The organism is Hydrocarboniphaga sp. FW305-C-57, assembly GCF_058783045.1.
Window position 1 is genome coordinate 291,789 of record NZ_JBYSYG010000003.1, and the last position, 25,926, is coordinate 317,714.

General features: G+C 67.5%; 23 protein-coding genes. 10 read left to right on the forward strand and 13 right to left on the reverse strand.

The window, feature by feature from the left end; all coding sequences use genetic code 11:
* The first annotated feature begins 108 nt into the window (after nt 1-108).
* Complete coding sequence (gene htpX / locus AC3WUM_RS08665; RefSeq protein ID WP_492409820.1) at nt 109-993, forward strand: protease HtpX; 885 nt, start codon at nt 109-111, stop codon at nt 991-993.
* A 109-nt stretch (nt 994-1,102) separates the two neighbouring features.
* Here htpX and AC3WUM_RS08670 read toward each other — a convergent pair whose 3' ends face one another.
* The 6 genes from AC3WUM_RS08670 to epmB all read right to left on the reverse strand — a co-directional run bounded on the left by AC3WUM_RS08670 (nt 1,103) and on the right by epmB (nt 9,354).
* A complete protein-coding gene (locus tag AC3WUM_RS08670; RefSeq protein ID WP_492409821.1) occupies nt 1,103-2,635 on the reverse strand; it encodes a hypothetical protein in 1,533 nt (510 codons plus the stop codon).
* 156 nt (nt 2,636-2,791) lie between these two features.
* Entirely contained in the window at nt 2,792-4,090 is a 1,299-nt protein-coding gene (locus AC3WUM_RS08675; RefSeq protein ID WP_492409822.1) for a hypothetical protein, read from the reverse strand.
* Between the two features lie 16 nt (nt 4,091-4,106).
* Entirely contained in the window at nt 4,107-4,589 is a 483-nt protein-coding gene (locus AC3WUM_RS08680) for a RidA family protein (RefSeq protein WP_492409998.1), read from the reverse strand.
* 78 nt (nt 4,590-4,667) lie between these two features.
* The gene (locus AC3WUM_RS08685) at nt 4,668-6,257 is read right to left on the reverse strand and encodes a flavin monoamine oxidase family protein (protein ID WP_492409823.1); all 1,590 of its coding nucleotides are present in this window, start codon (nt 6,255-6,257) and stop codon (nt 4,668-4,670) included.
* Between the two features lie 44 nt (nt 6,258-6,301).
* On the reverse strand, nt 6,302-8,350 hold the full coding sequence (locus tag AC3WUM_RS08690; RefSeq protein ID WP_492409824.1) for an EAL domain-containing protein: 2,049 nt from the start codon (nt 8,348-8,350) through the stop codon (nt 6,302-6,304).
* On the reverse strand, nt 8,347-9,354 hold the full coding sequence (gene epmB, locus AC3WUM_RS08695) for an EF-P beta-lysylation protein EpmB (RefSeq protein ID WP_492409825.1): 1,008 nt from the start codon (nt 9,352-9,354) through the stop codon (nt 8,347-8,349). Before epmB ends, AC3WUM_RS08690 begins: the two co-directional genes overlap by 4 nt.
* Nucleotides 9,355-9,449: 95 nt before the next feature.
* On the opposite strand from epmB, the gene efp reads away from it, so the two are divergent.
* From efp to recR, 3 genes are read left to right on the forward strand one after another with little or no spacing between them, the layout of a single operon-like run.
* Nucleotides 9,450-10,019, forward strand: coding sequence for an elongation factor P (gene efp / locus AC3WUM_RS08700; protein WP_492409827.1), 570 nt, complete (start codon nt 9,450-9,452; stop codon nt 10,017-10,019).
* A 16-nt stretch (nt 10,020-10,035) separates the two neighbouring features.
* Nucleotides 10,036-11,007, forward strand: a complete 972-nt coding sequence (gene epmA / locus AC3WUM_RS08705; protein WP_492409828.1) for an EF-P lysine aminoacylase EpmA — start codon at nt 10,036-10,038, stop codon at nt 11,005-11,007.
* 49 nt (nt 11,008-11,056) lie between these two features.
* A complete protein-coding gene (gene recR, locus AC3WUM_RS08710) occupies nt 11,057-11,656 on the forward strand; it encodes a recombination mediator RecR (RefSeq protein ID WP_492409829.1) in 600 nt (199 codons plus the stop codon).
* Between the two features lie 8 nt (nt 11,657-11,664).
* Here recR and AC3WUM_RS08715 read toward each other — a convergent pair whose 3' ends face one another.
* The 4 genes from AC3WUM_RS08715 to AC3WUM_RS08730 all read right to left on the reverse strand — a co-directional run bounded on the left by AC3WUM_RS08715 (nt 11,665) and on the right by AC3WUM_RS08730 (nt 15,304).
* Nucleotides 11,665-12,003, reverse strand: a complete 339-nt coding sequence (locus AC3WUM_RS08715) for a 4a-hydroxytetrahydrobiopterin dehydratase (RefSeq protein ID WP_492409831.1) — start codon at nt 12,001-12,003, stop codon at nt 11,665-11,667.
* 58 nt (nt 12,004-12,061) lie between these two features.
* On the reverse strand, nt 12,062-12,529 hold the full coding sequence (locus AC3WUM_RS08720; RefSeq protein WP_492409832.1) for an energy transducer TonB: 468 nt from the start codon (nt 12,527-12,529) through the stop codon (nt 12,062-12,064).
* A 155-nt stretch (nt 12,530-12,684) separates the two neighbouring features.
* Complete coding sequence (locus tag AC3WUM_RS08725; RefSeq protein ID WP_492409833.1) at nt 12,685-13,875, reverse strand: trans-sulfuration enzyme family protein; 1,191 nt, start codon at nt 13,873-13,875, stop codon at nt 12,685-12,687.
* A 28-nt stretch (nt 13,876-13,903) separates the two neighbouring features.
* Entirely contained in the window at nt 13,904-15,304 is a 1,401-nt protein-coding gene (locus AC3WUM_RS08730) for a pyridoxal-phosphate dependent enzyme (protein WP_492409834.1), read from the reverse strand.
* Nucleotides 15,305-15,391: 87 nt separating this feature from the next.
* On the opposite strand from AC3WUM_RS08730, the gene orn reads away from it, so the two are divergent.
* Nucleotides 15,392-15,946 carry an oligoribonuclease gene (gene orn, locus AC3WUM_RS08735; protein ID WP_492409835.1) on the forward strand — a complete coding sequence of 185 codons (555 nt, stop codon included), beginning with the start codon at nt 15,392-15,394 and terminating at the stop codon, nt 15,944-15,946.
* Nucleotides 15,947-16,050: 104 nt separating this feature from the next.
* Here orn and AC3WUM_RS08740 read toward each other — a convergent pair whose 3' ends face one another.
* A complete protein-coding gene (locus AC3WUM_RS08740; protein WP_492409836.1) occupies nt 16,051-16,977 on the reverse strand; it encodes a DnaJ C-terminal domain-containing protein in 927 nt (308 codons plus the stop codon).
* A 246-nt stretch (nt 16,978-17,223) separates the two neighbouring features.
* Here AC3WUM_RS08740 and AC3WUM_RS08745 point away from each other — a divergent pair, with 246 nt between their 5' ends.
* The 5 genes from AC3WUM_RS08745 to AC3WUM_RS08765 all read left to right on the forward strand — a co-directional run bounded on the left by AC3WUM_RS08745 (nt 17,224) and on the right by AC3WUM_RS08765 (nt 23,002).
* Nucleotides 17,224-18,753 (forward strand): PilZ domain-containing protein, encoded by a 1,530-nt coding sequence (locus AC3WUM_RS08745; protein ID WP_492409837.1) that lies wholly within the window; start codon nt 17,224-17,226, stop codon nt 18,751-18,753.
* Nucleotides 18,754-18,903: 150 nt separating this feature from the next.
* The gene (locus AC3WUM_RS08750) at nt 18,904-20,424 is read left to right on the forward strand and encodes a glycosyltransferase (protein WP_492409838.1); all 1,521 of its coding nucleotides are present in this window, start codon (nt 18,904-18,906) and stop codon (nt 20,422-20,424) included.
* Nucleotides 20,425-20,431: 7 nt separating this feature from the next.
* A complete protein-coding gene (locus AC3WUM_RS08755; protein WP_492409839.1) occupies nt 20,432-21,208 on the forward strand; it encodes a polysaccharide lyase in 777 nt (258 codons plus the stop codon).
* 29 nt (nt 21,209-21,237) lie between these two features.
* Nucleotides 21,238-22,587, forward strand: coding sequence for a class II 3-deoxy-7-phosphoheptulonate synthase (locus tag AC3WUM_RS08760; RefSeq protein WP_492409840.1), 1,350 nt, complete (start codon nt 21,238-21,240; stop codon nt 22,585-22,587).
* A gap of 7 nt (nt 22,588-22,594) precedes the next feature.
* Nucleotides 22,595-23,002 carry a TfoX/Sxy family protein gene (locus AC3WUM_RS08765; protein ID WP_492409841.1) on the forward strand — a complete coding sequence of 136 codons (408 nt, stop codon included), beginning with the start codon at nt 22,595-22,597 and terminating at the stop codon, nt 23,000-23,002.
* Nucleotides 23,003-23,035: 33 nt separating this feature from the next.
* Here the strand turns inward: AC3WUM_RS08765 and AC3WUM_RS08770 are convergent, their stop codons facing one another.
* Together AC3WUM_RS08770 and AC3WUM_RS08775 are read right to left on the reverse strand one after the other, a co-directional pair.
* Nucleotides 23,036-24,055: an AI-2E family transporter gene (locus AC3WUM_RS08770; RefSeq protein ID WP_492409842.1), complete on the reverse strand. Its 1,020-nt coding sequence runs from the start codon at nt 24,053-24,055 to the stop codon at nt 23,036-23,038.
* A 24-nt stretch (nt 24,056-24,079) separates the two neighbouring features.
* Nucleotides 24,080-25,849, reverse strand: coding sequence for a permease (locus AC3WUM_RS08775; RefSeq protein WP_492409843.1), 1,770 nt, complete (start codon nt 25,847-25,849; stop codon nt 24,080-24,082).
* Between the last annotated feature and the right edge of the window lie 77 nt (nt 25,850-25,926).

Genomic DNA, 25,926 nt, shown 5'->3' on the forward strand with positions numbered 1-25,926 from the left:
CGGCGAGTGACGCCAGGCCGGAATCTTGATTTCTGAGGTTTCAGCCTCAATACATCGGAAGCTAGACACCGTCTGAACCCCGTCCATCGTTCACAGCCTTCCAAAGCCATGAAACGCATCGTCCTGTTCCTGATCACCAACCTGGCCGTCATGCTCGTGCTGTCGGTCGTCGCCTCGCTGCTCGGCGTCAACCGCTACCTGACCGCCAACGGGCTCAACCTCGGTGCGCTGCTGGCTTTCTGCGCGATCTTCGGTTTCGGCGGCTCGATCATCTCGCTGCTGATGTCCAAGTGGGTCGCCAAGCGCTCGGTCGGCGCGCAGGTGATCACCGAGCCGCGCAATTCGGCCGAAATGTGGCTGCTGCAGACGGTCGAGCGCCAGGCGCGCGCGGCCGGCATCGGCATGCCCGAAGTCGCCGTCTACGAGGCCCCCGAGCCCAACGCCTTCGCCACCGGCGCCAACAAGAACGCGGCGCTCGTCGCGGTGAGCACCGGCCTGCTGCGCAACATGAGCCAGGACGAGGTCGAGGCCGTGCTCGGCCACGAGGTCAGCCACATCGCCAACGGCGACATGGTCACGCTGACGCTGATCCAGGGCGTGGTGAACACCTTCGTGATGTTCCTGGCGCGCGTGATCGGCTACTTCATCGACAACATGCTGTCGGGCCGCAGCCAGAACGACGGGCGCAGCAGCTCGGTCGGTTTCGGCTACTACATCACCGTGTTCGTGCTCGAAATCGTCTTCGGCATCCTGGCGTCGATGATCGTCGCCTGGTTCTCGCGCCAGCGTGAGTTCCGCGCCGACCGCGGCGGTGCCCATCTGGCCGGCAAGCGCAAGATGATCTCGGCGTTGCAGAAGCTCGGCGGTGGCGTCGCCTCCACGCTGCCTCCGCAGCAGATGGCCTTCGGCATCGCCGGAGGCGTCAAGGAATGGTTCTCGACGCATCCGCCGATCGAGAAGCGCATCGCGGCGCTTCAGGCGGCGACGAACTGAGCTTGGTTCGCAGTGAACGAAAAAGGCGGCCGCGAAGCCGCCTTTTTCGTTTGATGTTCCTCTTCCACTGGTGCGAGAGGGGCAAGCTTAGAGCCGCCGAGACGCGGCCTTATTGCCCCAGGCCTGCCTTCACTTCCACCTTGAGCGTCGGCGCCTTGCCGATGTTGGACACTGTCGCCGCATTCTCGAGCCCCGACGGTGGCACGATCGGCCCCGCTCCTGCGAGCGGGCTTTTAGGCGCCTGAGTTGGCGCAGTGCGTCCGCTGCCGTCGGTCGGGCCCTTGGCGCCGCCGTTGCCCTTGAGGCCGAGTTCCTTCAGATCCCGATCAGTCACCGCCTGGCCGTTGAGCTTGTCGCGATTGGGGTTGATCAGACCTCCGCCGGAGGCCATGCCGAGCCCGCGCCGGGCGTCGTTCTGTTCCTTGGTCGTCAGCATCACGCCGCTGGGTTTGCCGGACTGCGGATCGGGGTTTACGGTGCCGCCGCCGTTGCGCTTGAGGTCGACGCCCCGGCGCGCGTTGGCCGCGTCGGTGCCGCCGAGCCGGCCGCCGGTGGTGTTCGACAGCTCCAGGCCGCTGCCACGCTCTTTTTCCATACCGGGAGCTCGCGGGGTGCCGGGTGAGTCGATCGGGTAGTTCTCCCCATTCATGCTGAACTCGCCGTCCAGTCCGAGATGTTCGATCGGCTCATCATCGGCGGCGGTGTCACCGCTGTTGTCGTCATCGTTGTTCGAATCGTCTCCGCTGGAGGCACTGTCGGAGCCGCCGCTTCCTCCGTCGCCACCACCGCCCCCCGTATCGCCGCCACCGCCGGAGCCAGAGCCAGCGGGTTGCCCACCACTCCCGGCTTTCCCGTCTCCGCCGTTTCCTCCGCCGCTGCTGGGGCGCCCGCTGCTCGTCCCCGGCCCTGGATAGCGATCACTGGCGGGCGTTCTGCCCGTATCCCGTGAGACCGTTCCACTGCCCAAGCCATTGGAGCCCAGCTGCTCGGACGCAGCCCGATCGACGATGGGTTGCACGGTGTCGCGAATCAGTCGATCGGCCTGCTGGCCGATCGCCCCCTGGCGGACGATGCTGGCGAGCAGCCGATCCCCGATCGCACTGCCGTCTTCTCCGACTCGCTGCAGTTCGCCTCTGGCTTTTATCAAGGCGCGAGACACACGGCCGGCTTGCTGTCGGGCATGAGCGGGCAACTGGGCGGCGAGCGGGGCTCCAACCAGGCTTTCGACCTCGACGACCCCGACCAGCCCATCGGCCGCGCCACCTTCGGATCCATCGGTGAGTCGTCGTCGGGCGATCTCCTCGAGAACCCGCCGAGTCGCAGGCTCGTCGGCTCCGACCCACTGCAGCCGTCCCGCCGAATTGACCAGGAGGCGCCCGGTGGCCAGTGCCTCCTGGTCGCCAGCGATGATGCGGTCCGCCAGCCTTTCGGCGGTCGCGGTGCTCATGCCTATGCTTTCCAGCTCCGAGATCAGCTTCGCCCGCTCGTTCTTGCTCGATTGGGCGCTGCTGGCGGCGGGCGGCGAGTCCTTGGCGGCAAGCGTTTGGCCGGCCCAGCCGGCGGACAGGCTGCTGAGAGTGCAGAGGGCAATGAGGCCGATCAGACGTTGAGGGCGGGTGGAGCGATGAGCACTGCGTTCCATGCGGTTCTCCAGAATCAAGCGGACGAACGCAGGCTAGGGCGGCGCGTGCGGACAAGCCGGACGGATTCCCGACCCTTTTCCGACCATTTGCGCCGGACATTGTTCGCAGCGACAAAAAGCCCCGCACGGGGGGCTGGAATGCGCGAGGCGCAGGACTCAGCCGGGCGGCAGGCGCTCTGCCAAGGGCAGCGGGGTCGTGTCGGCTCGTTTCGCGGCCGGCACGTCGTAACCGTAGGAATACAGATTGGCGTTCCACGATTCGCCCGAACGCATCGCGACCGGAGCCCGCAGGTTCGCGAACTGGGCCGAGTAATCGGTGTTCGGCAGCAGGCTTTCGAGCACGAACTGCGTGGCGGCTGCGACGCGAGGCTCGCGGAATCGGCCCCGACTGCCCCAGGCGACGATGTAGTCGTTGCCGCTCGCATTGCTATCGGCCGGCCGATTGGTGAAGGCGACGTCGCGCTCGACGCCGAAGTGGAACTGCATGAGCGCTTCCTCGGCCATCATCGCGATGTCCTCGTACTGCGTGGAGTAGGCGTAAGGATCGGAAGCGCGGTCTGGCGTGAAGGCAGCGGAGACATCGTTCGGCGTCAGCGCCTTCTGCGCCGCGGAGGCGGTGGTGCCGCGGTAGAGCACATCGGCGAGGCCCTTCCAGGTGTCCGAAGTCAGTGGATTGCCGGCCACGAGTTCATCGGAGATGCGATGTCCGCGCTGCGCGGTGATCGCCTGTTCCAGGGTCTGGCTGCTCGACAGCCCTGGGAGCGCCGAAGGCGGCATGAAGTCGCCCGCATGCGTGAGTTCGTGGAACAGCAGCCGGGCCACCGACAGCTGGATATCCGCGATCGTGCGTGAGCCGGTGTAGCTCGACGGGTAGGAGTAGTAGGCGTAGTCGTTGTTCTTCACGTAGCGCCAGAGCGAGACGAATTGCAGCGCATTGCCGAAGCCGGCGCGGTAATCCTCCTCGTCGCTGATCGTGGCGCGCTCGGCCTGCGTGAGCCAGAGATACTCGGGGTCGAGATAAATCGCACCGGTGTCGGTGGTGTAGAACGAGGGGCGGATCTTGCTGCCGATGACCACCGCGGTCAGCGATCGGGTCATCTGCAGGATCGGCGCCGGCAGGGTCTGCAGCACCTCGCGGAAGCGCTGAGCCATCCACGGATGCGAGGTGACGACGCGCTCCATGAGCTTGTCGACCGTCACGCTGCCGGTTTCCTGGCCGAGGAACGGCAGGCGTTCGAGCGTGCAGCTATCGTCGTGCAATTCGTTGAACGTGCAGTCCGCCAGTGCCGAGGCGTAGGGCGCGCTCGCGACTGCCGGCGTGACGGCTTCGTAGATGCCTTCGGTGACCCGTGAATCGGGCTCGCCGTCACCCCCGCCGCCACAGGCACCGACGGCGGCCGCGAAGCCGAACACGAGCAGCAGGCGCCAGCGGCGCGGGTGCGAAAAGTTTTTCATTGGAAGCTGTGCGGACTCAGGGACGTGCGACGATGACTTCGATCTCGACGAGCATGCCCTGCGCCGCGAGTCCAGCCACCTGCACGGTCGTGCGAGCGGGCAGCTTGGGCTGTTCGGCGGTGCCGAAGAACTGCGTGTAGCCCTCCATGAAGCCGGCGAAATCCATAGCCGCGCCGGGCGCGGGGCCGACGACGTAGGCGGTCATCTTGACCACGTCGCCGAGGCCCAGGCCGAGGCTTTCGAGCGTGGCCTTGGTCTTGGTCAGCACCGAAATGGTCTGCGCCTTGGTGTCGCCCCAGTATTCGGCGCTGAACTTCTCGGCCTTGGGATTCGCCGGATCGGGCGTGGTGCCGCTCGGAAACACCAGCACCTTGCTCGCCGGCACCTCGACCGCGCGCGCGATCGGGAACGTGGAATTGGGGATCGGGTAGCGCTGCACGGCCTGCTGCTCGGCCGGCGCTTCGGTGGTCTGGGGCCCGCAGGCGGCGACGCCGAGCATCAGCACGATCGCCCCGAGGCTCAGCGCAATCGGCTGCCGGCGCGAGGCAAAGGACACGGTGGAAGTCACGCAAACTCCTCAGTCGCCGTTGGCGACGCGGTGATGGATGTGTTCGACGGCGGCATGGGCCGAGCGTACCGCACCTTCCTGCCAGCCCGAGACGAAGCTCATCTGGTCGCCGACGAGGTAATGGCGCTGGTTCGGCGCCTGCAAGGTGGGGAAGTGCCTGGCCCGGTCCTCGGGCGTGAATTCGGGCGAGCAGCCCATCTGATACGGCACCTTGCCCCAGGCGATCGAGATGCCTTTCTCGACCAGGGTGCCGTAGCCCGGGTGCAGTTTCTCGCCCTGGGCGATCGCCGCGGCCAGGCGCTGTTCGGGCCGCATCTGGCCCCAGGCTTCGCCCTGCTCCGGATCCCAGGTGTAGCTGCCGAGCAGGATGCCCTTGGCCTTGTGGAAGCCGTGCGGCGGATACCAGAGCTGCATGATCGGCTGGTCGGTCCAGCTGATGCCGCCATAGATGCGATCGTCCTCCTCCCAGAAGCGGCGCCTGCCCTGGAAGGCGATCTTGAACAGCTTGCCCGGATGCACCACGGACAGCGCGTCCTTGTAGGCGCGACGGAAATTGTTCCGGATGCCTTTGACCAGATAGGCCGGCGCGCAGTTGATGCAGAAATCGGCCGTGACTTCCTGCTCCTTGCCGTTCTGCCTGAAGCTCACGCGCACCTTCCTGTCGCCATCGACGATGCGTGTGACCGGCGCGTTGCGCTGGATCACGCCGCCGAGCCGCGATTCGAAGCCTTTGACGATCATGTCCATGCCGCCGACCGGCTGCATCATCGTCGGATGCTGTTCCCAGCCTTCGGCGAATTCCATCTGGAACTGCCAGAACTCCGAGCGCAGCAGTTCGGAAAGATCGATCGGCGGACGCGGCTGGCCGGCCTGCAGGATCTCGTCGCCGAGATGCCCGCCGCGCGCCGAGCCCTTGTAGAGCAGATCGGCATCGAGATCGCCCCAGGCGCGCAGCATCTGGCGCAGCAGTTCGGCGTCGTCGGCCGTGAGCTTGGAATCGAGCGCCGAGGTCTGCGTGGCCTTGGCGAGCAGCTCGGCGATGTGTCCGCGCGAATCGGCCTGGATGGTCTCGCCGCGAATCGGCTTGCCGCCGAACACCTTGCCCGAATGGAAGTAGCTGCCGCGGTTGTCGTTGATGAAGGGTTCGAGCGCGATGTCGAAGGCTTTCACGTAGGCCAGGATCGCCTCGTGGTGATATGGCAGCCGCGCCGGCCCGGCGTTGAAGTACAGGTACGGCTCGGCGTCGAAGCCGCAGACCTGCTCGCTGTCGATCTCGCGAATCACGTCGCCGGCGCGCACCGTGCGGTTGCGTCCGCCCGCGCGCTCGCTGGCTTCGAGCAGCGTGCAGTCGTAGCCGGCCTTGCCAAGCTCGTAGGCCGCCGAAAGCCCGCCGATGCCGGCGCCGATGATGACCACCTTCCTGCCGCGCCCCGATTCCGGCGGCAGCTGCGGCGGTCCGCCCCAGGCGGTCGGAAACTGCAGCAGGCCCATCGCCCCCATCGCCCGATAGACCGCACCGCTGCCGGCGGCCTGGCCCAGGCGCATCAGAAAATCGCGCCGGCTGAAGCCCGCCGGCGGTCCCCCAAGACCGGATCGCATCCTCGAACTCTCCCAGGCAAGCGCCGGGTCCGAGCGGCCAGCCCTCAGCGGCGGACGGCGTCGGTCGCCAGCAGCACCACATCGGGCTCCTGGATGTAGTAGCCCTGAATGTAGTCCACACCCATCTGCCACATCCGTGCCATCAGGTTGGCGTCTTCGATGTGGCTGACGATGGTCTTGATGCCGCGCTGCTTGGCCGCGCGGATCAGGTCGGTCATGCGCTGCTGCATGCTGGGCTCGCCGAACAGGCGCGTGAGCTGCGGGGCGAAGCGCACGAAGCGCAGCGGCAGCTCGTCGAGCAGCGGAACCGACTGTGCGCCGAGCCCGTAATGATCGAGCGCGAAGCCGGCGCCGAGCTCGTCGAGCGCCTTGGCGAGCTCTGCGGCCTTGCCGAGCTGGCCCTGTACGACGCTCTCCTGCAGCGTGAAGCAGAGCTCGCGATGCAGCAGCTTGCGCGGGCCGAGCGCGGCCGGCAGCCAGGCGAGGAAATCGTCGGCCTTGCGCAGGGTTTCGGCCGAAAGCCGGATCAGCAGCAGCGCCGGCAGCGGGTTGATCTCGCGCTTGGACAGCACGCTCAAGGCGCGGCCGACGACCCAGCGGTCGATCTCGGCCATCAGCTCGAGCTTCTCGGCCGTCGGCAGGAACTCGCTCGCGTGCAGCTCGCGATTGTGTTCGTCGACCATGCGCACGAGCACGTCGGCGTGCATGCGCGCGTCGCCTTCGAGACTCGCGATCGACTGGTAGGCGAGGCGCAGGCGATGGTGTTCGAGCGCGGCGCGCAGCTGATCGCCGCGCGCGACCAGATCGCGCGCCTCGGCGCTGTCGCGCGCGGTCTGGCCGAGCATGACCATATGGCCCGGTGTTTCGGTCGACAGCCGCCGGCCTTCGCGCACCAGCGGCTCGATGATGGCGACCGCGTTCTCCTTGAGTCCGATCGGATACGCGCAGACCGTCAGCGTGATGCGTGTCTGGTGCGAGCCCGCGGTGTAGAGCGGAGCGGCGAGATCGCGGCACAGGCGCTCGGCGAGCTGCTCGATGTCCGAGACGCTGTCGCGATGCAGGATCGCGAGCCACTCGTCGTTGGAGAAACGGAACAGCGTGTCGCTGCTGCCGAGCAGCGCGGCGATCGCCGAGCCGACGTGGCCGACGAGGCGCTCGGCGTCTTCGAGGCCGAGGCTGGCTTCGAGCGCTGCAAAACCGTCGACGACCAGCAGCAGCGCGGCGCGTGGCCGGCTGTCGGCCGCCTGCACGCCGAGATGGCGGAACAGGGCCAGGCGATCGCCGAGCGCCGCGCGTTCGGTCTGGACCGGCGATTCCGACACCACGCGCCATTCGACGAAATCCTCGCCGGCCAGCGAGCCGAGCGCGATCTGCATGCGCACCGGCAGGCTCGCGCCGCTCACGTGCAGCAGCGCGGTGTCGAGACTGCGATCGACGCGATGCCCGCGCAGGAACTGGCGCAGCTCTTCCTTCACGCGCGGCTGCTGTTCGGCGGCGATCAGGTCGATCAGCGGGCGTCCGAGCAGGCTCGCCGGCTCGGCTTCGCCGATCAGTTCGGCGAAGGCCTCGTTGACGAGCGTGACGAGCCCGTTCTGCGCCTGCACGGCGGCGTTGACGTCGAGCAGTAGTTGCTCGCGATGCTGGGCCTCGAACGCGGCCAGGCGCGGCTGCAGGCGCTGCAGTTCGCGGCCGAGCCGGCCGCGCTGCGATTCGCGGCGATAGACGAGGTCGAGGTGCTCGAGCGCGTGATCGTCTTCCAGTGTGACGCGGTCCGCTGCGCCGAGCGTGAGCGCGGCCAGCGTCGCGCTCGCGCTGGCCGACGGGCCGAGCGAGAGCATCGGCAGGCCCGGCGCGAGGCTCGCGCACAGCGCGACGGTCTCCTTGAGCAGGTCGCCGGGAAGAAACTCGAAGCAGAACAAAAGATCCGGCAGGCCGCGGCCGAGCGCGTCGCCGAGCTCGTCGAGATCGGCGATCCAGCCCACGCGTATCGCATGGCCGGCCTGACGCAGGTCGGCTTCGATGATGCGCGTGTTCTCCTCGGGGCCGCCGAGCACCCAGGCGACGGCCGTGGCCTGGGCGGAAAGGGCGTTCAAACCAGCACTTGCTTGGCCGCGTCGCCGGCCGTCTCGCGTGCCAGGCGCGGTACCAGATAGCCCGGCAGCTGCGCGCTGAGCTCGCGCATGAGGCCCAGCGCGGTGTGTTCGTCGACTTCGAAGTGCGCCGCCCCGTCGACGCGGTCGAGCAGGTGCAGGTAGTAGGGCAGGACGCCGCATTCGAACAGGCGCTCGGACAGCGCCTTGAGCGTGTCGACGCGATCGTTGACGCGGCGCAGCAGCACCGCCTGGTTCAGCAGCGTGACGCCGATCTGACGCAGCCGGACGCAGGCATCGGCGACCTTGGCGTCGAGCTCGTTGGCGTGATTGGCGTGCAGCACGATCACGGTGTCGAGTCGCGTACTGGCGAGGCGCTCGACGAGACCGTCGTCGACGCGCTCGGGCAGCACCACGATCTGCCGCGTGTGCAGGCGCAGCCGGCGCACGTGGGCGATGCCGTCGAGGCCGTCGATGAACTCGCCGAGCTTGTCATCGGACAGCGACAGCGGATCGCCGCCCGACAGGATCACCTCGGTGATCGATTCGTCGGCCGCGATCTGCGCGAGCGCCTCGCGCCAGTGATCGCGCGCGGCGAGGGCTTCGGAATACGGAAAGTGGCGGCGGAAGCAGTAGCGGCAGTGCACGCCGCAGGCGCCGGTGGTCATCACGAGCACGCGGTGCTGGTACTTGTGGACGATGCCGCCGGGCTTGAGCTTGGCCATGTCGCCGACCGCATCGAGGCCGAAGCCTTCGACCGCCAGCGCCTCGGCGCCGCGCGGCCAGACCTGCAGGAACAGCGGATCGTCCGGGTCGCCCTTGCGCATGCGCTCGGCGAAGCCGCGCGGCACCCGCAGCGGGAAATCGGCCAGCCGCTCGGAGTCGAGCACCGGCAGGGCGGGGTCCAGGTCGAGGTAGGCGAGCAGCTCGGCGGGCTTCGAAAAAGCGCCTCGAAGGGCGTGCTGCCAGGCGGGAGCCTGCCGGATTGTGTGACTAGGGGTTATCATGCGCGCCGCATTTTGGCCGCCAGGGTCTCCCCGGGCAACCGGCCAGACAAAACCAAACCGATTTGTTCCTCTTTGAAAAGAAAGTGTGATTCGCCATGGCAAACGTCAGCACCAATGAAATGAAGTCCGGCACCAAGGTTCTGGTGGACGGAGAACCCTACGCTGTCGTCGACAACGAATACCGCAAGCCCGGCAAGGGCCAGGCGACCAACACGATCAAGATCCGCAACCTCAAGAACGGCCGCGTTCTTGAGAAGACCCTCAAGTCGGGCGACACCTGGGAACTCGCCGACATCGAGGAAACCGACATGCAGTACCTGTATTCGGACGGCGAGTTCTGGCACTTCATGAACCCGTCGAGCTTCGAACAGGTGCAGGCCGGCGCCACCGCGGTCGAAGACGCCGCCAAGTGGATCAAGGGCGAAGAGACCTGCAAGGTGCTGTTCTGGAACGGCGTGCCGCTGTCGGTGACGCCGCCGAACTACGTCATCCTGGCGATCACCGAGACCGATCCGGGCCTGCGTGGCGACACCTCGGGTGGCGGCGGCAAGCCGGCGACGCTCGAGACCGGCGCCATCGTGCGCGTGCCGCTGTTCGTGCAGCAGGGCGAGATCGTCAAGGTCGACACCCGCACGGGCGAATACCTGGGTCGCGCCAACAAGTAAGCGCGAGGAGTGAGGCGTGAAGGGTGAGGCGCAAGGCTGGCGCCCTTCGGCCGCACTCGAAACGATCAAGGCGCGGGCGGAGCTCAACGGCTCCGTCCGCGCCTTTTTTGCTGCGCGCGAGGTGCTCGAAGTCGAGACCCCGATCCTGTCCGCGCACGCGACGGTCGACCGGTACATCGACAGTTTTTCGACCCAGGACGGGCAGTGGCTGCAGACCTCGCCCGAGTTCCCGATGAAGCGCCTGCTCGCCGCGGGTTCCGGCGCGATCTTCCAGATTGCGCGCGTGTTTCGCGTCGAGGAGCACGGGCGGCATCACAACACCGAATTCTCGATGCTCGAGTGGTATCGGCCGGGCTTTTCGATGCATGCGCTGATCGACGAGGTCGAGGCGCTCGTGCAGACGCTCGCGGGCCTGTCCGGGCGCTTCGAGCGGCTCAGTTATCGCGAGGCCTTTCTGCGTCACGCGGGGCTCGATCCGTTCGCGGCGGACGTGGCGAAGCTGCGCGAGGCCGCGATTGCGTTCGGCCTGATCCAGAGCGGTGATTTCATCGACGAGATCGAGCCCGACTTCTGGCTCGATCTGCTGATGTCGCTGCGCGTTTCGCCGCGGCTCGGCCAGCAGGCGCCGAGCTTCCTGTACGACTTCCCGGCCTCGCAGGCCGCGCTGTCGCGGATTCGTCCGGCGCAGGGTGACGAGCCCGCGGTCGCCGAGCGCTTCGAGCTGTTCTGGCGCGGGCTTGAACTCGCCAACGGCTTTCACGAACTCACCGACGCCGACGAACAGCGCGCGCGCTTCGTCGCCGACCAGAACTGGCGGCGCGAGCACGGCAAGCGCGTGCCGCCCTATGACGCCCATCTGATCGACGCGCTCGCGGCCGGCCTGCCCGATTGCAGCGGCGTCGCGCTCGGGCTCGATCGCCTGCTCATGCTCAAACTCGGCCTGCCCGAACTCGCGGCGACGCTGGCCTTCGATCGCAGGCGCGCCTGATCGCGCGCGGCCCGCTGCACTCGCCGGCGGCGCCCCCGATAATGGCCGCATGAACGTCTATTCCCCCCGCCTGAGCCGCCTGATCGATGCCTTGCGCCGCCTGCCCGGCGTCGGCCCGAAATCGGCGCAGCGCATGGCTTTCCACCTGCTCGATCGCGACCGCAATGCGGCGCGCTCACTCGCGCAGGCGCTCGGCGAATCGCTCGACCACATCGGCCGCTGCCCGAGCTGCCGCATGTTCTGCGAGGACGAAGCCTGCCGCTATTGCAGCGCCGCGCGCACCGCGAGCGGGCAGCTCTGCGTGGTCGAAGGCCCGGCCGACCTGATGGCGATCGAAGGCGGAACCTCGTATCGCGGACGCTACTTCGTGCTGATGGGCCGGCTGTCGCCGCTCGACGGCATCGGCCCCGACGAACTCGGCCTCGACCTGCTGCAAAGCCAGCTCGCGAGCGGCGATTTCAAGGAGCTCATCATCGCCACCAATCCGACCGTCGAAGGCGAGGCGACCGCGCACTATCTCGCCGAGATGGCGCGCGCGCAGGGAGTTTCGGTCTCTCGCATCGCGCACGGCGTACCGGTGGGCGGCGAGCTCGAATACGTCGACGGCGGGACGCTCGCGCATGCGCTGAGCGGCCGCAGGCCGGTTTGATCGCGGCGCTATTCGGCCAGCAGGCGATCGATCTTCGCCGCGCAGATGAAGTCGTTTTCGGACAGCCCGTTGATCGCGTGCGTCCAGTAGCGGATGCGGACTTCCTGATAGCCGAATTCGATCAGCGGGTGATGGTCTTCCTGGATCGCGATCCAGGCCACCGCGTTGGTGAACGCGAGCACGCGCGCGTAGGTGCGAAACTCGATCTTGGTTTCGATCGCACGGCCCTGGTCGACGATCTTCCAGCGTTCGTTCAGTTGCTCGTGAAGGCGGATGGCGGCGGCGAGGTCGAGCGGCGGAACGCCGCCTTCGCAGGGCACGCATTTCTTCTCGGACAACTGGGCCATGGCGCCTCCGCAGGTCCGACGCAGGGAAGGCGTCGGGGCGCGCATGCTGCCGCGTCGCCTAGCGGAAGTAAACCGGGTAGTAGCTGACCAGGGTCTCGGACTTGGCCGACGGGAAGCTCACCTGCTGTATGGCTTTTTCGAGCGCCCTGACGAGCTCGGGATTTTCGAAACTCGCGTTGGTGAGCTTCACCGAATGCACGAAGCCGTCGGTGCCGATGGCGAAACTCAGCTGCACCTTGCCGGCACCGGGCCAATGATCGATGGCCGCGGACTCGAGCGAGGCGAGGCCGCGTTCGATCGCGGTCTGAATCTGGTCCGGACGCAATCCGCCGACGACCTGCGCGGGTTTCGGAACGTTGCTGGGCAGGCTGCGCGGTGGTTTGTTCGAACAAGCCGTCAGCGCGACGACAGTCGCGATCCAAAGCAGCGCAGCGCACGCATTCCGAAAACTCCGATCGATCGTTTGGAAGAGGGCCGCCGTTGGCGGCGCGAGGGCAGCGCCCGCGAGGCGGACGTCGTCTTCCATGACCGGAGAAGCCTGGTGACGAATCCCCGGTTCACCTGAACCTTTCGTCACCTGCTTCCCAGAATGCCAATCGAGCTGTAAGCAAACAACCCGTTTCAAGGCTGGGAAATCACCCAGCTGTAATTTTCCTATCCGATCGGAGCCGCCGAGCGTCCTCAGACCGCGCTCAAGGCCACTTGAAGGTCATGGCGCAGGTCGGCGACGTCCTCGATGCCGACAGACAGCCGGCACAGCGAGTCGCTGATGCCGAGCGCGGCACGGTTCTCGGCCGGCACGCTCGCGTGCGTCATGATCGCCGGATGCTCGATCAGGCTTTCGACGCCTCCGAGCGATTCGGCCAGCGAGAACAGCGAGCAGGCTTCGAGGAAGCGCCGGCTGCCGGCCAGATCGGTCGCAAGGTCCACCGAGATCATGCCGCCGAAGGCCGGGTCGCCCGTGCGCGGATCGCGCATCTGCCGGCGCGCGAGTTCGTGCTGCGGATGCGAGGCCAGGCCCGGGTAATGCACGCGCGAAACCTTCGGATGCGCCTCGAGCCAGCGCGCGAGTTCGAGCGCGTTCTCGCAATGGCGCTGCATGCGCACCGACAGCGTCTTCACGCCGCGCAGCGCGAGGAACGAATCGAACGGCCCGGCGACCGCACCGACCGCGTTCTGCAGGAACGCGAGGCGCTCGGCGATCTCGGGACGATCGCCCGCGATCAGCAGGCCGTTGACGACGTCCGAATGCCCATTGATGTACTTGGTCGCCGAATGCATGACGAGGTCGAAGCCATGCTCGATCGGTCGTTGCAGGTAAGGGCTCGCGAAGGTGTTGTCGGCTGCCGCAAGCACGCCGTGCCGGCGCGCGATGGCCGCGATCGCCGACAGGTCGGCGAGCTTGAGCATCGGATTGGTCGGCGTCTCGACCCAGATCATGCGCGTACGCGTTTCGATGGCTTTTTCGATCGCGGCCGGATCGCGCATGTCGACGAACGAAAAGCGCAGCCCGGCGGATTGCTGGCGCACACGCGCGAACAGGCGATAGCTGCCGCCGTAAAGATCGTCGCTCGCGATGATGTGATCGCCCGGTGCGAACAGGTCGAGCAGTGTCGAAGTTGCCGCGAGCCCCGAGGCGAAGGCATACGCGCGCGAGCCGCGTTCGAGATCGGCGATGCAGCGTTCATAGGCGAAGCGCGTCGGATTCTGCGAGCGCGAATATTCGAAGCCCTGATGCATGCCCGGTGAAGACTGCACGTAGGTCGAGGTCGCGTAGATCGGCGGCATGATCGCGCCGGTCGAGGGGTCGGGCTCCTGCCCGGCGTGGATCACGCGCGTGGAAAAGGCCTGGGGTTGTTCGTCGTTGGACATGTCGTGTGCGGGTTGTGGGATGTGCGCTTCAGAGTTGCTTGCGCAGGTAGTTGAGCAGATCGATCTTGGTAATCAGGCCGACGAAGCGCGGGCCGTCGGCGACGATGGCGACGTGATCGCGCTGGAACACCGGCAGCAGGTCGGCGATCGGCGCATTCACCGCGATGGTCTCCACGCGCGTGACCATCGCGGTCGAAACCCCGTCGTTGAACCGCGTCGGGTCGGCCTGCACGTGCATGAGCAGGTCGGATTCGTCGAGGATGCCGACGACGCGATCGCCGCTCATGACCGGCAGCTGCGAGACATCGAACAGCCGCATGCGCCGATACGCCTGCAGCAGGCTGTCGTCGGGCGCGAGCGTCACCGCGCCGCCTTCCTGGTAGCGGCGCACGATCAGGTCGAGCAGATTGCCTTCGTGCGGGCGCGCGAGCAGGCCGTGCTCGAACATCCAGAAGTCGTTGTACATCTTCGTGAGGTACTTGTTGCCGCTGTCGCAGACGAAGGTGACGACGCGCTTGGGCGTGGTCTGTTCGCGGCAATAGCGCAGCGCCGCGGCTAGCAGCGTTCCGGTGCTCGATCCGCCGAGCAGGCCTTCCTTGGCCAGCAACTCGCGCGCGGTGTGGAAGCTCTCGGCGTCGTCGATCTCGTACGCCTGTTTCACGCGCGCGAGCTCGCAATTGGGCGGCACGAAATCTTCGCCGATGCCCTCGACGAGCCAGCTGCCGGGCGCTTTGCGCGGCGCCCCTGTCTGCACGATGTCGGCGAGGATCGAGCCCTTGGGATCGGCGAGCACCATCTGCAGCTCGGGCGCCACGCGCGCGAAGTAGCGCGAGAGCCCCGTCAGCGTGCCTCCGCTGCCGACGCCGACGACCACTGCATCGAGCCGCTGCTGCGTCTGTTCCCAGATTTCGGGGCCGGTGGTGGTCTCGTGCGCGAGCGGGTTGGCCGGATTGGCGAACTGGTTGACGTAGAAGCTGCCCGGAATCTCGCGCGACAGGCGCTCGGCGATGTCCTGGTAATACTCGGGGTGGCCCTTGCCGACGTCGCTGCGCGTGATGTGCGTCTGCGCACCGAGCGCGCGCAGGTGCAGGATCTTCTCCTGCGACATCTTGTCGGGAATCACGAGGATCAGCTTGTAGCCCTTCTGCGCGGCGACCAGCGCGAGCCCGAGCCCGGTATTGCCGGCGGTGGCTTCGATCAGCGTATCGCCGGGCTTGATGCGGCCTTCGCGTTCGGCCGCCTCGATCATCGACAGGCCGATGCGATCCTTGATCGAGCCCGTGGGGTTCTGGTTTTCGAGCTTGACGAACAGCTGGCAACAGCCGGTGTCGAGCCGCGTGAGTTCGACGAGCGGCGTGTTGCCGATGGCGGCCAGCGCGCCTTTGGCGGCAGTGCCTGCGGTCTCGTGCGCACCTGGGGTTTTTCGCATCGCTGCTTCTCCTCGGGGTGGTGCGGGCACGGTAGCACGCTCGCCGATCGGCGGGCTTTGTTATTGTTCGGCCCCAAAAGGAGCCTCATGAGCGCACACGCAAGCCACCTGATCTGGATCGATCTCGAAATGACCGGGCTGATTCCCGAGCGTCATCGCATCATCGAGATCGCGACCATCGTCACCGACGTGCATCTGAACATCCTCGCCGAAGGCCCGGTGATCGCGGTGCATCAGAGCGAGGAGGAGCTCGCCGCGATGGACGACTGGAACACGCGCCAGCATGGAGGCTCGGGCCTCGCCAGGCGCGTACGCGAGAGCCACGTCGGCGAGGCCGAAGCCGAGGCCAGGACGATCGACTTCCTCAAGCAGTGGGCCGTGCCGGGCCGCTCGCCGATGTGCGGCAACTCGATCTGCCAGGACCGCCGCTTTCTCGCGCGCTACATGCCGGCGCTCGAACGCTACTTCCACTATCGCAATCTCGACGTGTCGACGGTCAAGGAGCTGTGCCAGCGCTGGACGCCCGAGATCGCACGCGGTTTCTCGAAGGAGTCGTCGCATCTCGCGCTGAACGACATTCGCGATTCGATCACCGAGCTGCGGTATTACCGTCAGCATTTTTTGCGCGTGCCGATGGTATGAATTCGCTTTGCATCCCTCTCCCACCGAGAGAGGGACCGAGGGTGAGGGGGCCTTCCCTCATCCGGCGCTTCGCGCCACCTTCTCCCGCAGCGAGAAGGCCTTTTTCATCCGCGCGGCTTGAAGCCCTCGAAGCGCCGCTGCATGTCGCGGTAGAAGGCCTTGTCGGCCTCGTTGTCGGCGGCCGGCGTGACGATCTGGATCGTCACGAACTGGTCGCCCGGCGTCGAACCGGGCAGGCCGCGACCCTTGAGGCGCAGCTTGCGGCCGGCGGCGGTGCCGGCCGGCAGGTTCAGCTCCACGGTGCCGCCGAGCGTCGGCACGTCGACCTTCGCTCCGAGCGCCGCCTCCCAGGGCGCGATCGAGATCGTGGCGCTGACGTCGCGGCCATCGATCTTGAACAGCGGATGCGGGCTGAACTCCATTTCGAGCAGGAGGTCGCCGCCGCGCGGGCCCTGCTCGGCGAGCCGGATGGTCTGGCCGGCCGCGATGCCCTTCGGAATCTGCACGTTGAGCGTGCGGCCGTTGGATAGGCTCACCTGGCGCGAGCCGCCGTTGTAGGAGTCTTCGAGCGTGATCGCGAGCTTGGCGCGCTGCGGCTGGGCCGCGAAATCGTCTTCGAATCCACCGCCGCCGAAACCGCTCATGCCCGGTCCGCCGGCGCCGCCCATGTTGCCGCCGAACAGCGTCGAGAAGAAGTCCGAGAAACCGGCGCCGCCGCCCATGCCGCCCATGTCGGCACCGCGACGGCCGCGACCCGCGCCGCCACGGAACTGCTGCTCCCAGCCCGGCGGCGGAGTGAATTGCGAGCCGGCCTTCCAGTTGGCGCCGAGCGCGTCGTAGGAGCGGCGCTTCTCGGGGTCGGAGAGCACCTCGTTGGCTTCGTTGATCTGTTTGAAGCGCTCCTCCGCACCCTTGGCCTTGTTGCGGTCCGGGTGGAATTCGCGCGCGAGCTTGCGGTACGCCTTCTTGATCTCGTCGGCCGTAGCGGTCCGCGAGACGCCGAGTACCTGATAGTAGTCCTTGTAGTCCATGACACATTATCGAGCATGTGACCGGCCGCCGTAGCGACGCCCGGTCTGAAAATGGGCCAACGAAAAAGGCGCTCGAAGCGCCCGTCACTGCTCCTCAGGATGCGGCTCGCGGCGCCGCTTTCAAGGGTGTTCATCCAGGCGATCGGATCGAGCCGCCGTGCCGGTCAGGTTTCTGCGCATGTTTGCCCCACTGCCGCCGGCCTCGCGGCGCCCACTAGGGTGGATCATCGAGGGGCGGGAAGACGCATGGGGGACAGTCAGGCATTGCAGGGGGGCGGGGCCGTCGTGGCGGCCTTCAAGAGCCCGTCGGGCAAGCGGGCCGAACCACGCGTCATGTTGCCGTTGGCCGTCGAGGTCGCGGGGCAGACGCTGCCCGCGCAGGACTGGTCGCTCGGTGGCCTGTCGCTGAGCCAGCCGCTGCCCACGCTCACGCGCGGCGACGTGGTGACGCTGAACCTGCGCTTCGGTGCCGGAGACGCGCAGATCACGCTCAACGGCATCGAGGCGCAGGTGGTGCGGGCCGCACCCGATGTCGCGCCGGCCTTCGAATTCCTCACGCTCAAGCCCGCTCACCGGCGGCTGCTCGACCGCATCGTGTCCGAATACCTGTCGGGCCAGCTCGTCAGCTTCGAAGAGCTGCTCGCGAGCGCTCCGCGCTACAACACGGCCGTGCGACGCGCTCCGCGCTCGGCGCGCGTGGTGCTGGCCTGCGTCGGCCTGCTGCTCGCGCTCGCGGCGCTCGGCTTCATCGGCTATCGGGCGATGTTCACGGCGCGGTCGGACTACGCAGCCGTGAGCGTTCCGTTCGTCAACGTCAGCGCCCCGATCGCGGGCACCGTGGTGCTCGAAGCGCCGCCGCCGAATCAGGTCTACGAAGCCGGCGCGCCGCTGTTCCAGATTCGTCCGCTGGTCGGGCAGAGCGAGGCCGATCGCCTGCAGATCGAGCGCACCGGGCTGCTCGCGCGGCGCACGCTGCTGCAGCGCCAGCTGCAGGAATCCGGGCAGATGGTGTCGGCGCTGCGCTCGGTGTACCGCACGCAGCGCGTCGCCGCGGACCGCCGCAGCCAGAGCCTGGAGGCCGAGATCGAGATCAAGTCGGCGATGCTCTCGCGCATGGCCGCGCTCGCCGAGCAGGGCGACATCTCCAAGCTCGAATTGCAGAAGCAGCAGTCCGACGTGTCGATGCTGCAACGCCAGCTCGCCGATGCCTCGAGCGAGCGCAACAACCTCGATACGCAGATCCGGCTGTCGTCCGCGGGCCTGCTCAGCACGAGTCTCAACGACCTGTCGCAAACGCCCGGTCGCCTGCGCGAAGAGCTGCTCGGCATCGAACAGAACCTCGCCGCGATCGACGCCTCGCTCGCGAGCCTGCAACAGCGCCAGACTTTCACGAGCCCCTGCTATTGCGTGCTGCAGAGTCTGCAGCTGCAGGACGGCGCGATGGTGCAGCCCGCGCAGACGGTGCTGCAGCTGCGCAAGGTCGGTGAGCGCACGATGGTGCGCGCGCTCGTGAGCACGCATGCGGCGCGCCGACTCAGGAACGGCTCGACCGCCGATGTCGAGCTCAGCGACGGTCGCGTCATCGAAGGCGGCAAGGTCGAGCGCGTGAGTTATCGCGCCACGCCCGAAGACTGGGCCGCGCTGCCGATCGGCCGTGAAACCCTGCTCGGCATGGCGGCCGTCGACATCACGCTGCCGACGCTGCTGCCCGACAGCGCCGACGGCATGCTCGCCGACGTGCGCTTCCACATGCCGTTTTCGCTGCGCTGGCGCTGAGGAAACTCTGATCAAGCGACTGCGCTCCGCATCTCGCCCGGCGGTGCCCGGAATCCTCACGTACATCTGCGTACGCTGCGGTTCCTGCGCTCCGTCCTCGGGCGACCTGCGTTCGCTCGCGACGCTTGATCAGCGTTTTTCTGATCTTCCATGAGCGCGGACAGCGCCGCGGCGCGCACGCCGACCTCGCTGTCCGGCTTCACCGCGGGCTCGACGTTCACGCAAAGCCTGCCCGGCACGCTGGTCTACCTGACGCCGCTGATCGCGCTGTTGCTGCCGATCGCCTCGCACTGGTTTTCGCAGCACGGCGCGATGCTGCTCGGGCTCGGCCTGATCGGCATCTGGCGTTACAGCTGGGCGACCGCGCATTACCTGCGCGCCTGGATCTACCGCGCATATCGCTTTCCGATGATTCGCGCGGCCACCGATGCCCGGCGCGATCGCTTCGATCACGTCGCCGTGCTGATCACGAGCTTTCGCATCGATGCCGAGGTCAACGCAGCCGTGTACGCCGCGCTGTTCCGCGAACTGCTCGACTACGGCGCGCGCGCCACCGTGGTCGCCTGCGTGACCGACCCGGCCGATGCGCAGCTGTTGCAGGCGGTCGGCCGCGCCTGCGGCTGCGAAGGGCGCATGGACGTGGTGGCGATGGCGCAGGCCGGGCTCGGCAAGCGGCATGCGATGGGCCGCGCGCTGCGCCATCTGGCCTCGCGTTCGTTGCCGTCGAACGCGGCCGTCGTGCTCATGGACGGCGATACGCTGCTGCGCGCGGGCACGCTCGATCGCTGCCTGCCGATTCTGCAGCGCAATCCGCAGGTCGGCGCGATCACCACCGACAATCTGCCGCTCGTGCGCGGCACCGCGATCAGCCGCGAATGGTATCGCTTGCGCATGGCGCAGCGGCATCTGCTGATGTGTTCGATCTCGCTGTCGAATCGCCTGCTCGTGCTGACCGGGCGCTTCTCGGTGTTTCGCGCATCGGTCGCCTGCCAGCCGGGCTTCGCCTCGCAGATCGCCGAAGACTCGGTCGATCACTGGCGCTTCGGGCGTATCCAGATGCTGTCGGGCGACGACAAGTCGAGCTGGTACTGGGTGCTCTCGCGCGGCTGGAAGATGCTCTACGTGCCCGACGTGACGGTGTATTGCCTCGAAGAATTGCCGTCGAAATCGTTCTTCGGCGGCACCACCTCGCTCATGAAGCGCTGGTTCGGCAACATGGTGCGCAACAGCGGCCGAGCGCTCGACCTCGGCATCAAGCGCACCGGCTTGTTTCCATGGTTCGCGCTGCTCGATCAGCGCCTGTCGCTGTGGACCGCGCTGGTCGGGCCGACGCTGTGCCTCGCGCTGACCTTGCTGCAAGGGCCGCAGGTGCTCGTGCTGTACCTGATCTGGGTGATCTTCGTGCGCACCGTGCAGGCGGTGCTGATCGGCCTGTTCGCCGGGCGCTTCAACGTCTGGTTTCCGCTGCTGCTGTACTACGGGCAGATGGTCGGTTCGGCCGTGAAGATCTGGGCGACATTCCACCCGAACGTGCAGAAGTGGACGCGCCAGAGCATCTCGGGCGCCGATGCCACGCCGCGCGCGAGTTCGACGCTGCTCATGTGGCTCACGCTGCTGGTTTTCGTGTCGGGCGTGGTCGTGATCGGCGGGGTGCTCGACCGTGCGCTTTAGGCGTGCCGTGGCGATCGCGCTGTGCCTGTTCTCGACCGAGGCGATCGCCTGCGAAGGCCGCTGGCGCGTGGACCTGCCGATCGCCGATGCGCGCGACGGCCGTGAACTCGCGAGGCTCTGGCGCGGCGCGGGCTTCGAAAGGCTCTGGGGCGTCGCCGAGAATCTCTCGCTCGTCGCGGGCGAGCCGGGGGTCTTGCGGCTGCGCTATCCGGCCGGCTCGTATGCGCCAGCCGCAGCGGATGCGCCGCGCGGCGGCGCCGGCTTTCTCGCGCCGCTGCTGAAATCGCAAGCGGGAACCGTCACGCGCGCCTGCCTGCATTACGAGGTCCGCGTGCCCGAAGGTTTTCGCTACGCCAAGGGCGGCAAGCTGCCGGGGCTCTACGGCGGCGATGCGCCGAGCGGCGGAGAATCGGCGGGCGAAAGCGGTTTTTCGATGCGCCTGATGTGGCGTGCGCAAGGCGCGCTCGAAGCCTACGCCTACGTCGCCAGCCTCGAGCCGGGCAGCAGCATCGGACGCGGCTCGGCGATTCTCACGCCAGGTCGCTGGACCGCGATCGATCTGGAGATCGCGCTCAACGATCCGCAGCGGGCGAACGGCTGGCTGAGGCTCAGCGTCGACGGCCGGCTCGCGGTCGAGCGCAAGGATTTGCGCTACCGCAATAGCGCCGCCATCGGCATCGACGGGCTCATGTTCAGCAGCTTCTTCGGCGGCGACGATCCGGGCTGGGCCTCGCCGGTCGATCAGTCCATCGAATTCCGCGATTTCGCGCTCTACCGACAGTAGCCGGTCGCGGCCCTATACTGCGGCCGCATATGAGCTCTCCAATCCAAGACTGGCATCCCCGCAGCTGGGCTGCGCGCCCGGCCGTGCAGCAACCCACTTATCCGAACCGCGCCGCGCTCGACGATGCGCTCACGCGCCTGTCGAAGCTGCCGCCGCTGGTGACCTCGTGGGAGGTCGACACGCTGCGCGAGCAGCTCGCCGAGGCCGAGGCGGGCAAGCGCTTCGTGCTGCAAGGCGGCGACTGCGCCGAATCGTTCGCCGATTGCGCGCCCGACACGATCACCAATCGGCTGAAGGTGCTGCTGCAGATGTCGCTCGTGCTCGTGCATGGCCTGCAAGGGCCGGTCACGCGCATCGGCCGCTTCGCGGGGCAATATGCCAAGCCGCGCTCGGCCGACACCGAGACGAAGAATGGCGTGACCTTGCCCGCGTATCGTGGCGACATCGTCAACGCGCCCGACTTCACCGAGTCCGCGCGTGTGCCCGATCCCGAGCGCCTGCTGCAGGCGCACGCGTTGTCGGCGATGACGATGAACTTCACGCGCGGGCTCATCGACGGTGGCTTCGCCGACCTGCATCACCCGGAATACTGGGACCTCGCCTGGGTCAAGCATTCGCTGCTCGCGGCGGATTATCAAAAGCGTGTCGATGCGATCGGCGATTCGCTGCGCTTCATGGAAACGCTCGCGGGCGGCGCGATACACGAATTCAGCCGCGTCGATTTCTTCACGAGCCACGAAGCGCTGCTGCTCGACTACGAGGCCGCGCACACGCGCACGGTTCCGCGCAAGAGCGGCTGGTACAACCTCTCGACGCATTTCCCGTGGATCGGCATGCGCACGGCCGCGCTCGACGGCGCGCACGTCGAATACTGCCGTGGCATCCGCAACCCGGTCGGTGTGAAGATCGGCCCGAGCATCGACATCGACTGGCTGCTCGGCCTGTGCCGCGCGCTCAATCCGGAAAATGAAAGCGGCAAGCTCGTGCTGATCCACCGCATGGGTGCAGCGAAGATCGCCGAGCATCTGCCGCGCCTGATCGAGGCCGTGCGCAGCGCCGGGCACAAGGCGCTGTGGCTCTGCGACCCCATGCACGGCAACACGCAGTCGACCTCCACGGGCATCAAGACGCGCAAGTTCGACGACATCCTCGCCGAGGTGAACCTGGCCTTCGACCTGCATCGCGCGAACGGCTCGCGGCTCGGCGGCGTGCACCTGGAGCTGACCGGCGAAGACGTCACCGAATGCCTCGGCGGTGCGCGTGACCTGACCGAGAAGGATCTCGAGCGCGCCTACCGCTCGACAGTCGATCCGCGCCTGAACTACGAGCAGGCGCTCGAACTCGCGCTCGAAATCGTCTCGCGCCAGCGCCGCGGCTGACGGCGGCATGAGCTCCTTCGTCGACCATCTGCTCGGCCTGCTCGCGGACTTCGCTCCGGTGCGGGCCAAGCGCATGTTCGGCGGGCATGGGCTGTTCATCGACGAGCTGATGATCGCGATCGTCATCGACGACGTGCTGTACCTGAAAGTCGATGACGGCAATCGCGAGCGCTTCGTCGAACGCGGGCTTGCGCCGTTCGAATATCACGCCAAGGGCAAGCGGGTTTCGCTGTCGTACTACCGCGCGCCGGAAGAGCTGTTCGACGAAGCCGAGATCGCGATCGAGTGGGCGCGCTCGGCGTTCGAAGCCGCGCTGCGTTCGCGTTCTGCGCCCAAGCCGCGTGCGGCCGGCAAGGTCGCGGCGAAGAAAGCGGCCGCTCGAAAAGTCGCGAAGAAGCCGACCAAGAAGCGCTGAGTCTCTCGTGTTCCGGCGGCCTCGCTAGACTCGCTAGACTAGTTCGCGCGCCGCCAGCTCGTTCTTCAGATACGCGTAATAGATCGGGGCCGCGATAAGACCGACGAGGCCGAAGGCCGCTTCCATCACGAGCATCGCGATCAGCAGCTCCCAGGCGCGCGCCTGGATGCGCGAGCCGATGATGCGCGCGTTGAGGAAGTATTCGAGCTTGTGGATCACCATGAGGTAAACCAGCGAACTCGCGGCGATGATCACCGAGTGCGACAGGCTCACGATCACGATCACGGTGTTCGAGATCAGGTTGCCGAGCACCGGAAGCAGGCCGGCGACGAAGGTCACCAGCAGCATGGTCTTGATCAGCGGCAGTTCCACGCCTACCAGCGGCAGCGCGACGCCCAGATACAGGCCGGTGAACAAGGTGTTGATCGTCGCGATGCGGAACTGCGCGAACACCACGCGGCGGAACGAAGTCGACAGGCGTTCCGCGCGTTCGCCGAGCGCGGCCGCGAGCGGGCGATGCACGATGTTGCTCTTGGCTTCGCGCAGCGACAGCAGGCCGCCGATGACCATGCCGATGAGGATGTGCACGATCGCACGCACCACGTTCTGCCCGAGTCCCTGCAGCGCCCCGGCGTTCTTGCGCAGCCAGCCCGAGACCGCGTTGCCGAGTTCGTCCGCGCTGTCCGGAATGTAGGGCAGCACCCATTCGGGCAATCGCGAGCGGGAGTCGTCGAGGATCTGCGCGAGCCATTTGAGCAGGCTCGACAGGTTGCCGGCCTCGCTGCGGAAGAACGCGAGCAGGCCGAAGATCAGGCCCGTGAGCGCCGTGACCACGAGCACCGCGATCAGCGCGATGACGATGACCTTGGCGAGCTCGGCCTCGCTGGGACGCGAGCGGATGAACGGGGCGAGCCCGCGCACGAGTTCGTAGACGAGCAGGCCGCCGAGCAGCGCGGGCAGCAGATGCAGCTTGAGCACGCAGACCAGCGCGAACGCCGTGATGATCCAGGTGGCGATCTCGATGCGGCTGACGCTGTGCGGGTGTGGGCTCATGGCGGCTCGAATAGTCGTTATCGGTTAGAGCGCTTTGGGGAAGAACAGCGTGGCGAACAGCTCGCGTCCACCCCGGCGCAGCAGCGCGACGGCGGCGAGCAGCAGCAACAGGCCCAGGCAGACCAGGTGCAGCGTGCCGGGCTCGGCGTGGCCGCGGGCGGACGGTACGGCGACGAATCGATCGAGCAGCAGGCCGATGGCATAAGCCCCCACGATGAAGCAGGCTGCATGAACGCTCGCGAAGCGGCGCCCGTGCAGGCTGCGCAGCAGCGGCCAGCGACGCGGCAGGGCGGCGCCCGAGGCCACCAGCAGGCCGAGCGCGACACCCGCGGGCGCGCCGGTGGCGAGCAGCATCGCGGCGATCGGCACGGCGCCGATCGCGGTGGCCCCGAGCAGCGCGCCGATGCCGACCGCGAGCGCGAGCTGCAGGCCCGGCGGCAGGCTCAACCACAGGCCTTCGTTCAGATACGGCAGACCCAGGGTGGCGATCAGCAGGCCGCAGATCAGCCACGGCAGCTGCGATTCGAACGGCCATAGCCGGTCGGCGCTCGGCGTGGCCGGCGGCGCCGGGTTGATCGAGCGCAGCGGTGCGCGCGCCGGGGCGGCGATCGTGAACGGCGAGACGTGGTCGTGCAGATCGCAGGCGCGGCCGACGATGGGCTCGGGCGCGAATTCGAAACGCGGCTGGCTCGCATCGCGGAACAGCCCGGGCAGCACGAGGCCGGTGACTAGGCTCAGCAGCAGCACGCAGCCGGCCGCGAGCACGGTCAGCGGCAGGCCGAGCAGGGCCAGCGACAGCGCCAGCCCGGCGAGCGTCAGCTGCGGCCCGGCGGCGAGCTGCAGCAGCCCGCGCAGCAGCGGTTGGCCGCTGGCCGCGTGCCGGCGATACAGCGGCTCGGACGGCAGGCCGCAGAGCAGGTCGAGCCAGCCGGAGCGTCCGGCCGGGCTGCGACTGCGGCGCGCGTTCCAGATCGCCAGCGCGAGCGTCAGCGCGAACGCGGCGAGCAGCGCGGGCGCGCTGTCGAGCACCAGGTCGATGAGCGGGTGCAGGTAGTCGGCATGGCCGGGGTGGCCGCCATGTCCTGCGTGTTCTTCGGCCGGATGCAGGTTTTCGAGCAGCAGCAAGGCGGCGACGGCGATGACGTTGCCCGAGCCTTCGAATAGCGGATGCGTGAGCCGCTCGTTCGAGCCATGCTCCAGGTGCGGACGGCCGAACACCACGTGCAGGATCGAGCCGGCGACGAGCGCCTGCAGCCAGGCCCAGCCGGTGGCCCCGAGCCAGCCGCCGAGCGTGTCCGCGAACGCGTAGCCGGCCACGGTGCCGGCCGCCATCGCCGCGATCGACAGCGCCGGCACCGCGTAGCCGAACACCGGATACAGCAGCCACCAGACCGCCAGGCCGACCGGAATGCTGTGCACGCAGATGGCCAGCGCGAGCGCGAGATGGACCTCGCCGTGGTGCTGCGGGGCCAGAGCGGTGCCGTCGCCGACGCTGTGCATGACCAGGCCGGCGATCGACAGCGCCAGCGTGGCGACGTGCGCCCGGCGCGCGTGGTGCAGCTGGTTTTCGAGCACCGTCGGGCCCAGCGCTCCGAGCATCAGGAAGACCAGCGCCCAGAGCCCGCCCGATTCGAGCGTGGCCGGCAGCACTTCAAGCAGCACCAGGCCGCTGATCGCCACGAGCACGAAGCCGTCGAGAAAGGCGAGCAGGCCCAGGCGCCGCCGCGCCGCCACATAAAGCACAGGGCCGGCCGCAAGCGCGAGCAGGGATGCCGAAAGCAGAAGCAGGTTCATCGAGCTGGGGGCGAGCCTTGGGCCTTCGGTCGGCGCATGAAGAAAGAATCGGAAGCCATTGTACGCAAGGGGCATAA

Coding starts and splice junctions, on each gene's coding strand:
- AC3WUM_RS08750 (WP_492409838.1), top strand. CDS start 18,904: ATGAGCGCGGACAGCGCCGCGGCGCGCACGCCGACCTCGCTGTCCGGC.
- AC3WUM_RS08680 (WP_492409998.1), bottom strand. CDS start 4,589: ATGCTCGGCGTCGCCGCCTGCGGGCCCCAGACCACCGAAGCGCCGGCC.
- epmB (WP_492409825.1), bottom strand. CDS start 9,354: ATGATAACCCCTAGTCACACAATCCGGCAGGCTCCCGCCTGGCAGCAC.
- htpX (WP_492409820.1), top strand. CDS start 109: ATGAAACGCATCGTCCTGTTCCTGATCACCAACCTGGCCGTCATGCTC.
- AC3WUM_RS08775 (WP_492409843.1), bottom strand. CDS start 25,849: ATGAACCTGCTTCTGCTTTCGGCATCCCTGCTCGCGCTTGCGGCCGGC.
- AC3WUM_RS08725 (WP_492409833.1), bottom strand. CDS start 13,875: ATGTCCAACGACGAACAACCCCAGGCCTTTTCCACGCGCGTGATCCAC.
- efp (WP_492409827.1), top strand. CDS start 9,450: ATGGCAAACGTCAGCACCAATGAAATGAAGTCCGGCACCAAGGTTCTG.
- recR (WP_492409829.1), top strand. CDS start 11,057: ATGAACGTCTATTCCCCCCGCCTGAGCCGCCTGATCGATGCCTTGCGC.
- AC3WUM_RS08670 (WP_492409821.1), bottom strand. CDS start 2,635: ATGGAACGCAGTGCTCATCGCTCCACCCGCCCTCAACGTCTGATCGGC.
- AC3WUM_RS08760 (WP_492409840.1), top strand. CDS start 21,238: ATGAGCTCTCCAATCCAAGACTGGCATCCCCGCAGCTGGGCTGCGCGC.
- AC3WUM_RS08730 (WP_492409834.1), bottom strand. CDS start 15,304: ATGCGAAAAACCCCAGGTGCGCACGAGACCGCAGGCACTGCCGCCAAA.
- AC3WUM_RS08685 (WP_492409823.1), bottom strand. CDS start 6,257: ATGCGATCCGGTCTTGGGGGACCGCCGGCGGGCTTCAGCCGGCGCGAT.
- AC3WUM_RS08715 (WP_492409831.1), bottom strand. CDS start 12,003: ATGGCCCAGTTGTCCGAGAAGAAATGCGTGCCCTGCGAAGGCGGCGTT.
- AC3WUM_RS08720 (WP_492409832.1), bottom strand. CDS start 12,529: ATGGAAGACGACGTCCGCCTCGCGGGCGCTGCCCTCGCGCCGCCAACG.
- orn (WP_492409835.1), top strand. CDS start 15,392: ATGAGCGCACACGCAAGCCACCTGATCTGGATCGATCTCGAAATGACC.
- AC3WUM_RS08765 (WP_492409841.1), top strand. CDS start 22,595: ATGAGCTCCTTCGTCGACCATCTGCTCGGCCTGCTCGCGGACTTCGCT.
- AC3WUM_RS08770 (WP_492409842.1), bottom strand. CDS start 24,055: ATGAGCCCACACCCGCACAGCGTCAGCCGCATCGAGATCGCCACCTGG.
- AC3WUM_RS08740 (WP_492409836.1), bottom strand. CDS start 16,977: ATGGACTACAAGGACTACTATCAGGTACTCGGCGTCTCGCGGACCGCT.
- AC3WUM_RS08745 (WP_492409837.1), top strand. CDS start 17,224: ATGGGGGACAGTCAGGCATTGCAGGGGGGCGGGGCCGTCGTGGCGGCC.
- AC3WUM_RS08675 (WP_492409822.1), bottom strand. CDS start 4,090: ATGAAAAACTTTTCGCACCCGCGCCGCTGGCGCCTGCTGCTCGTGTTC.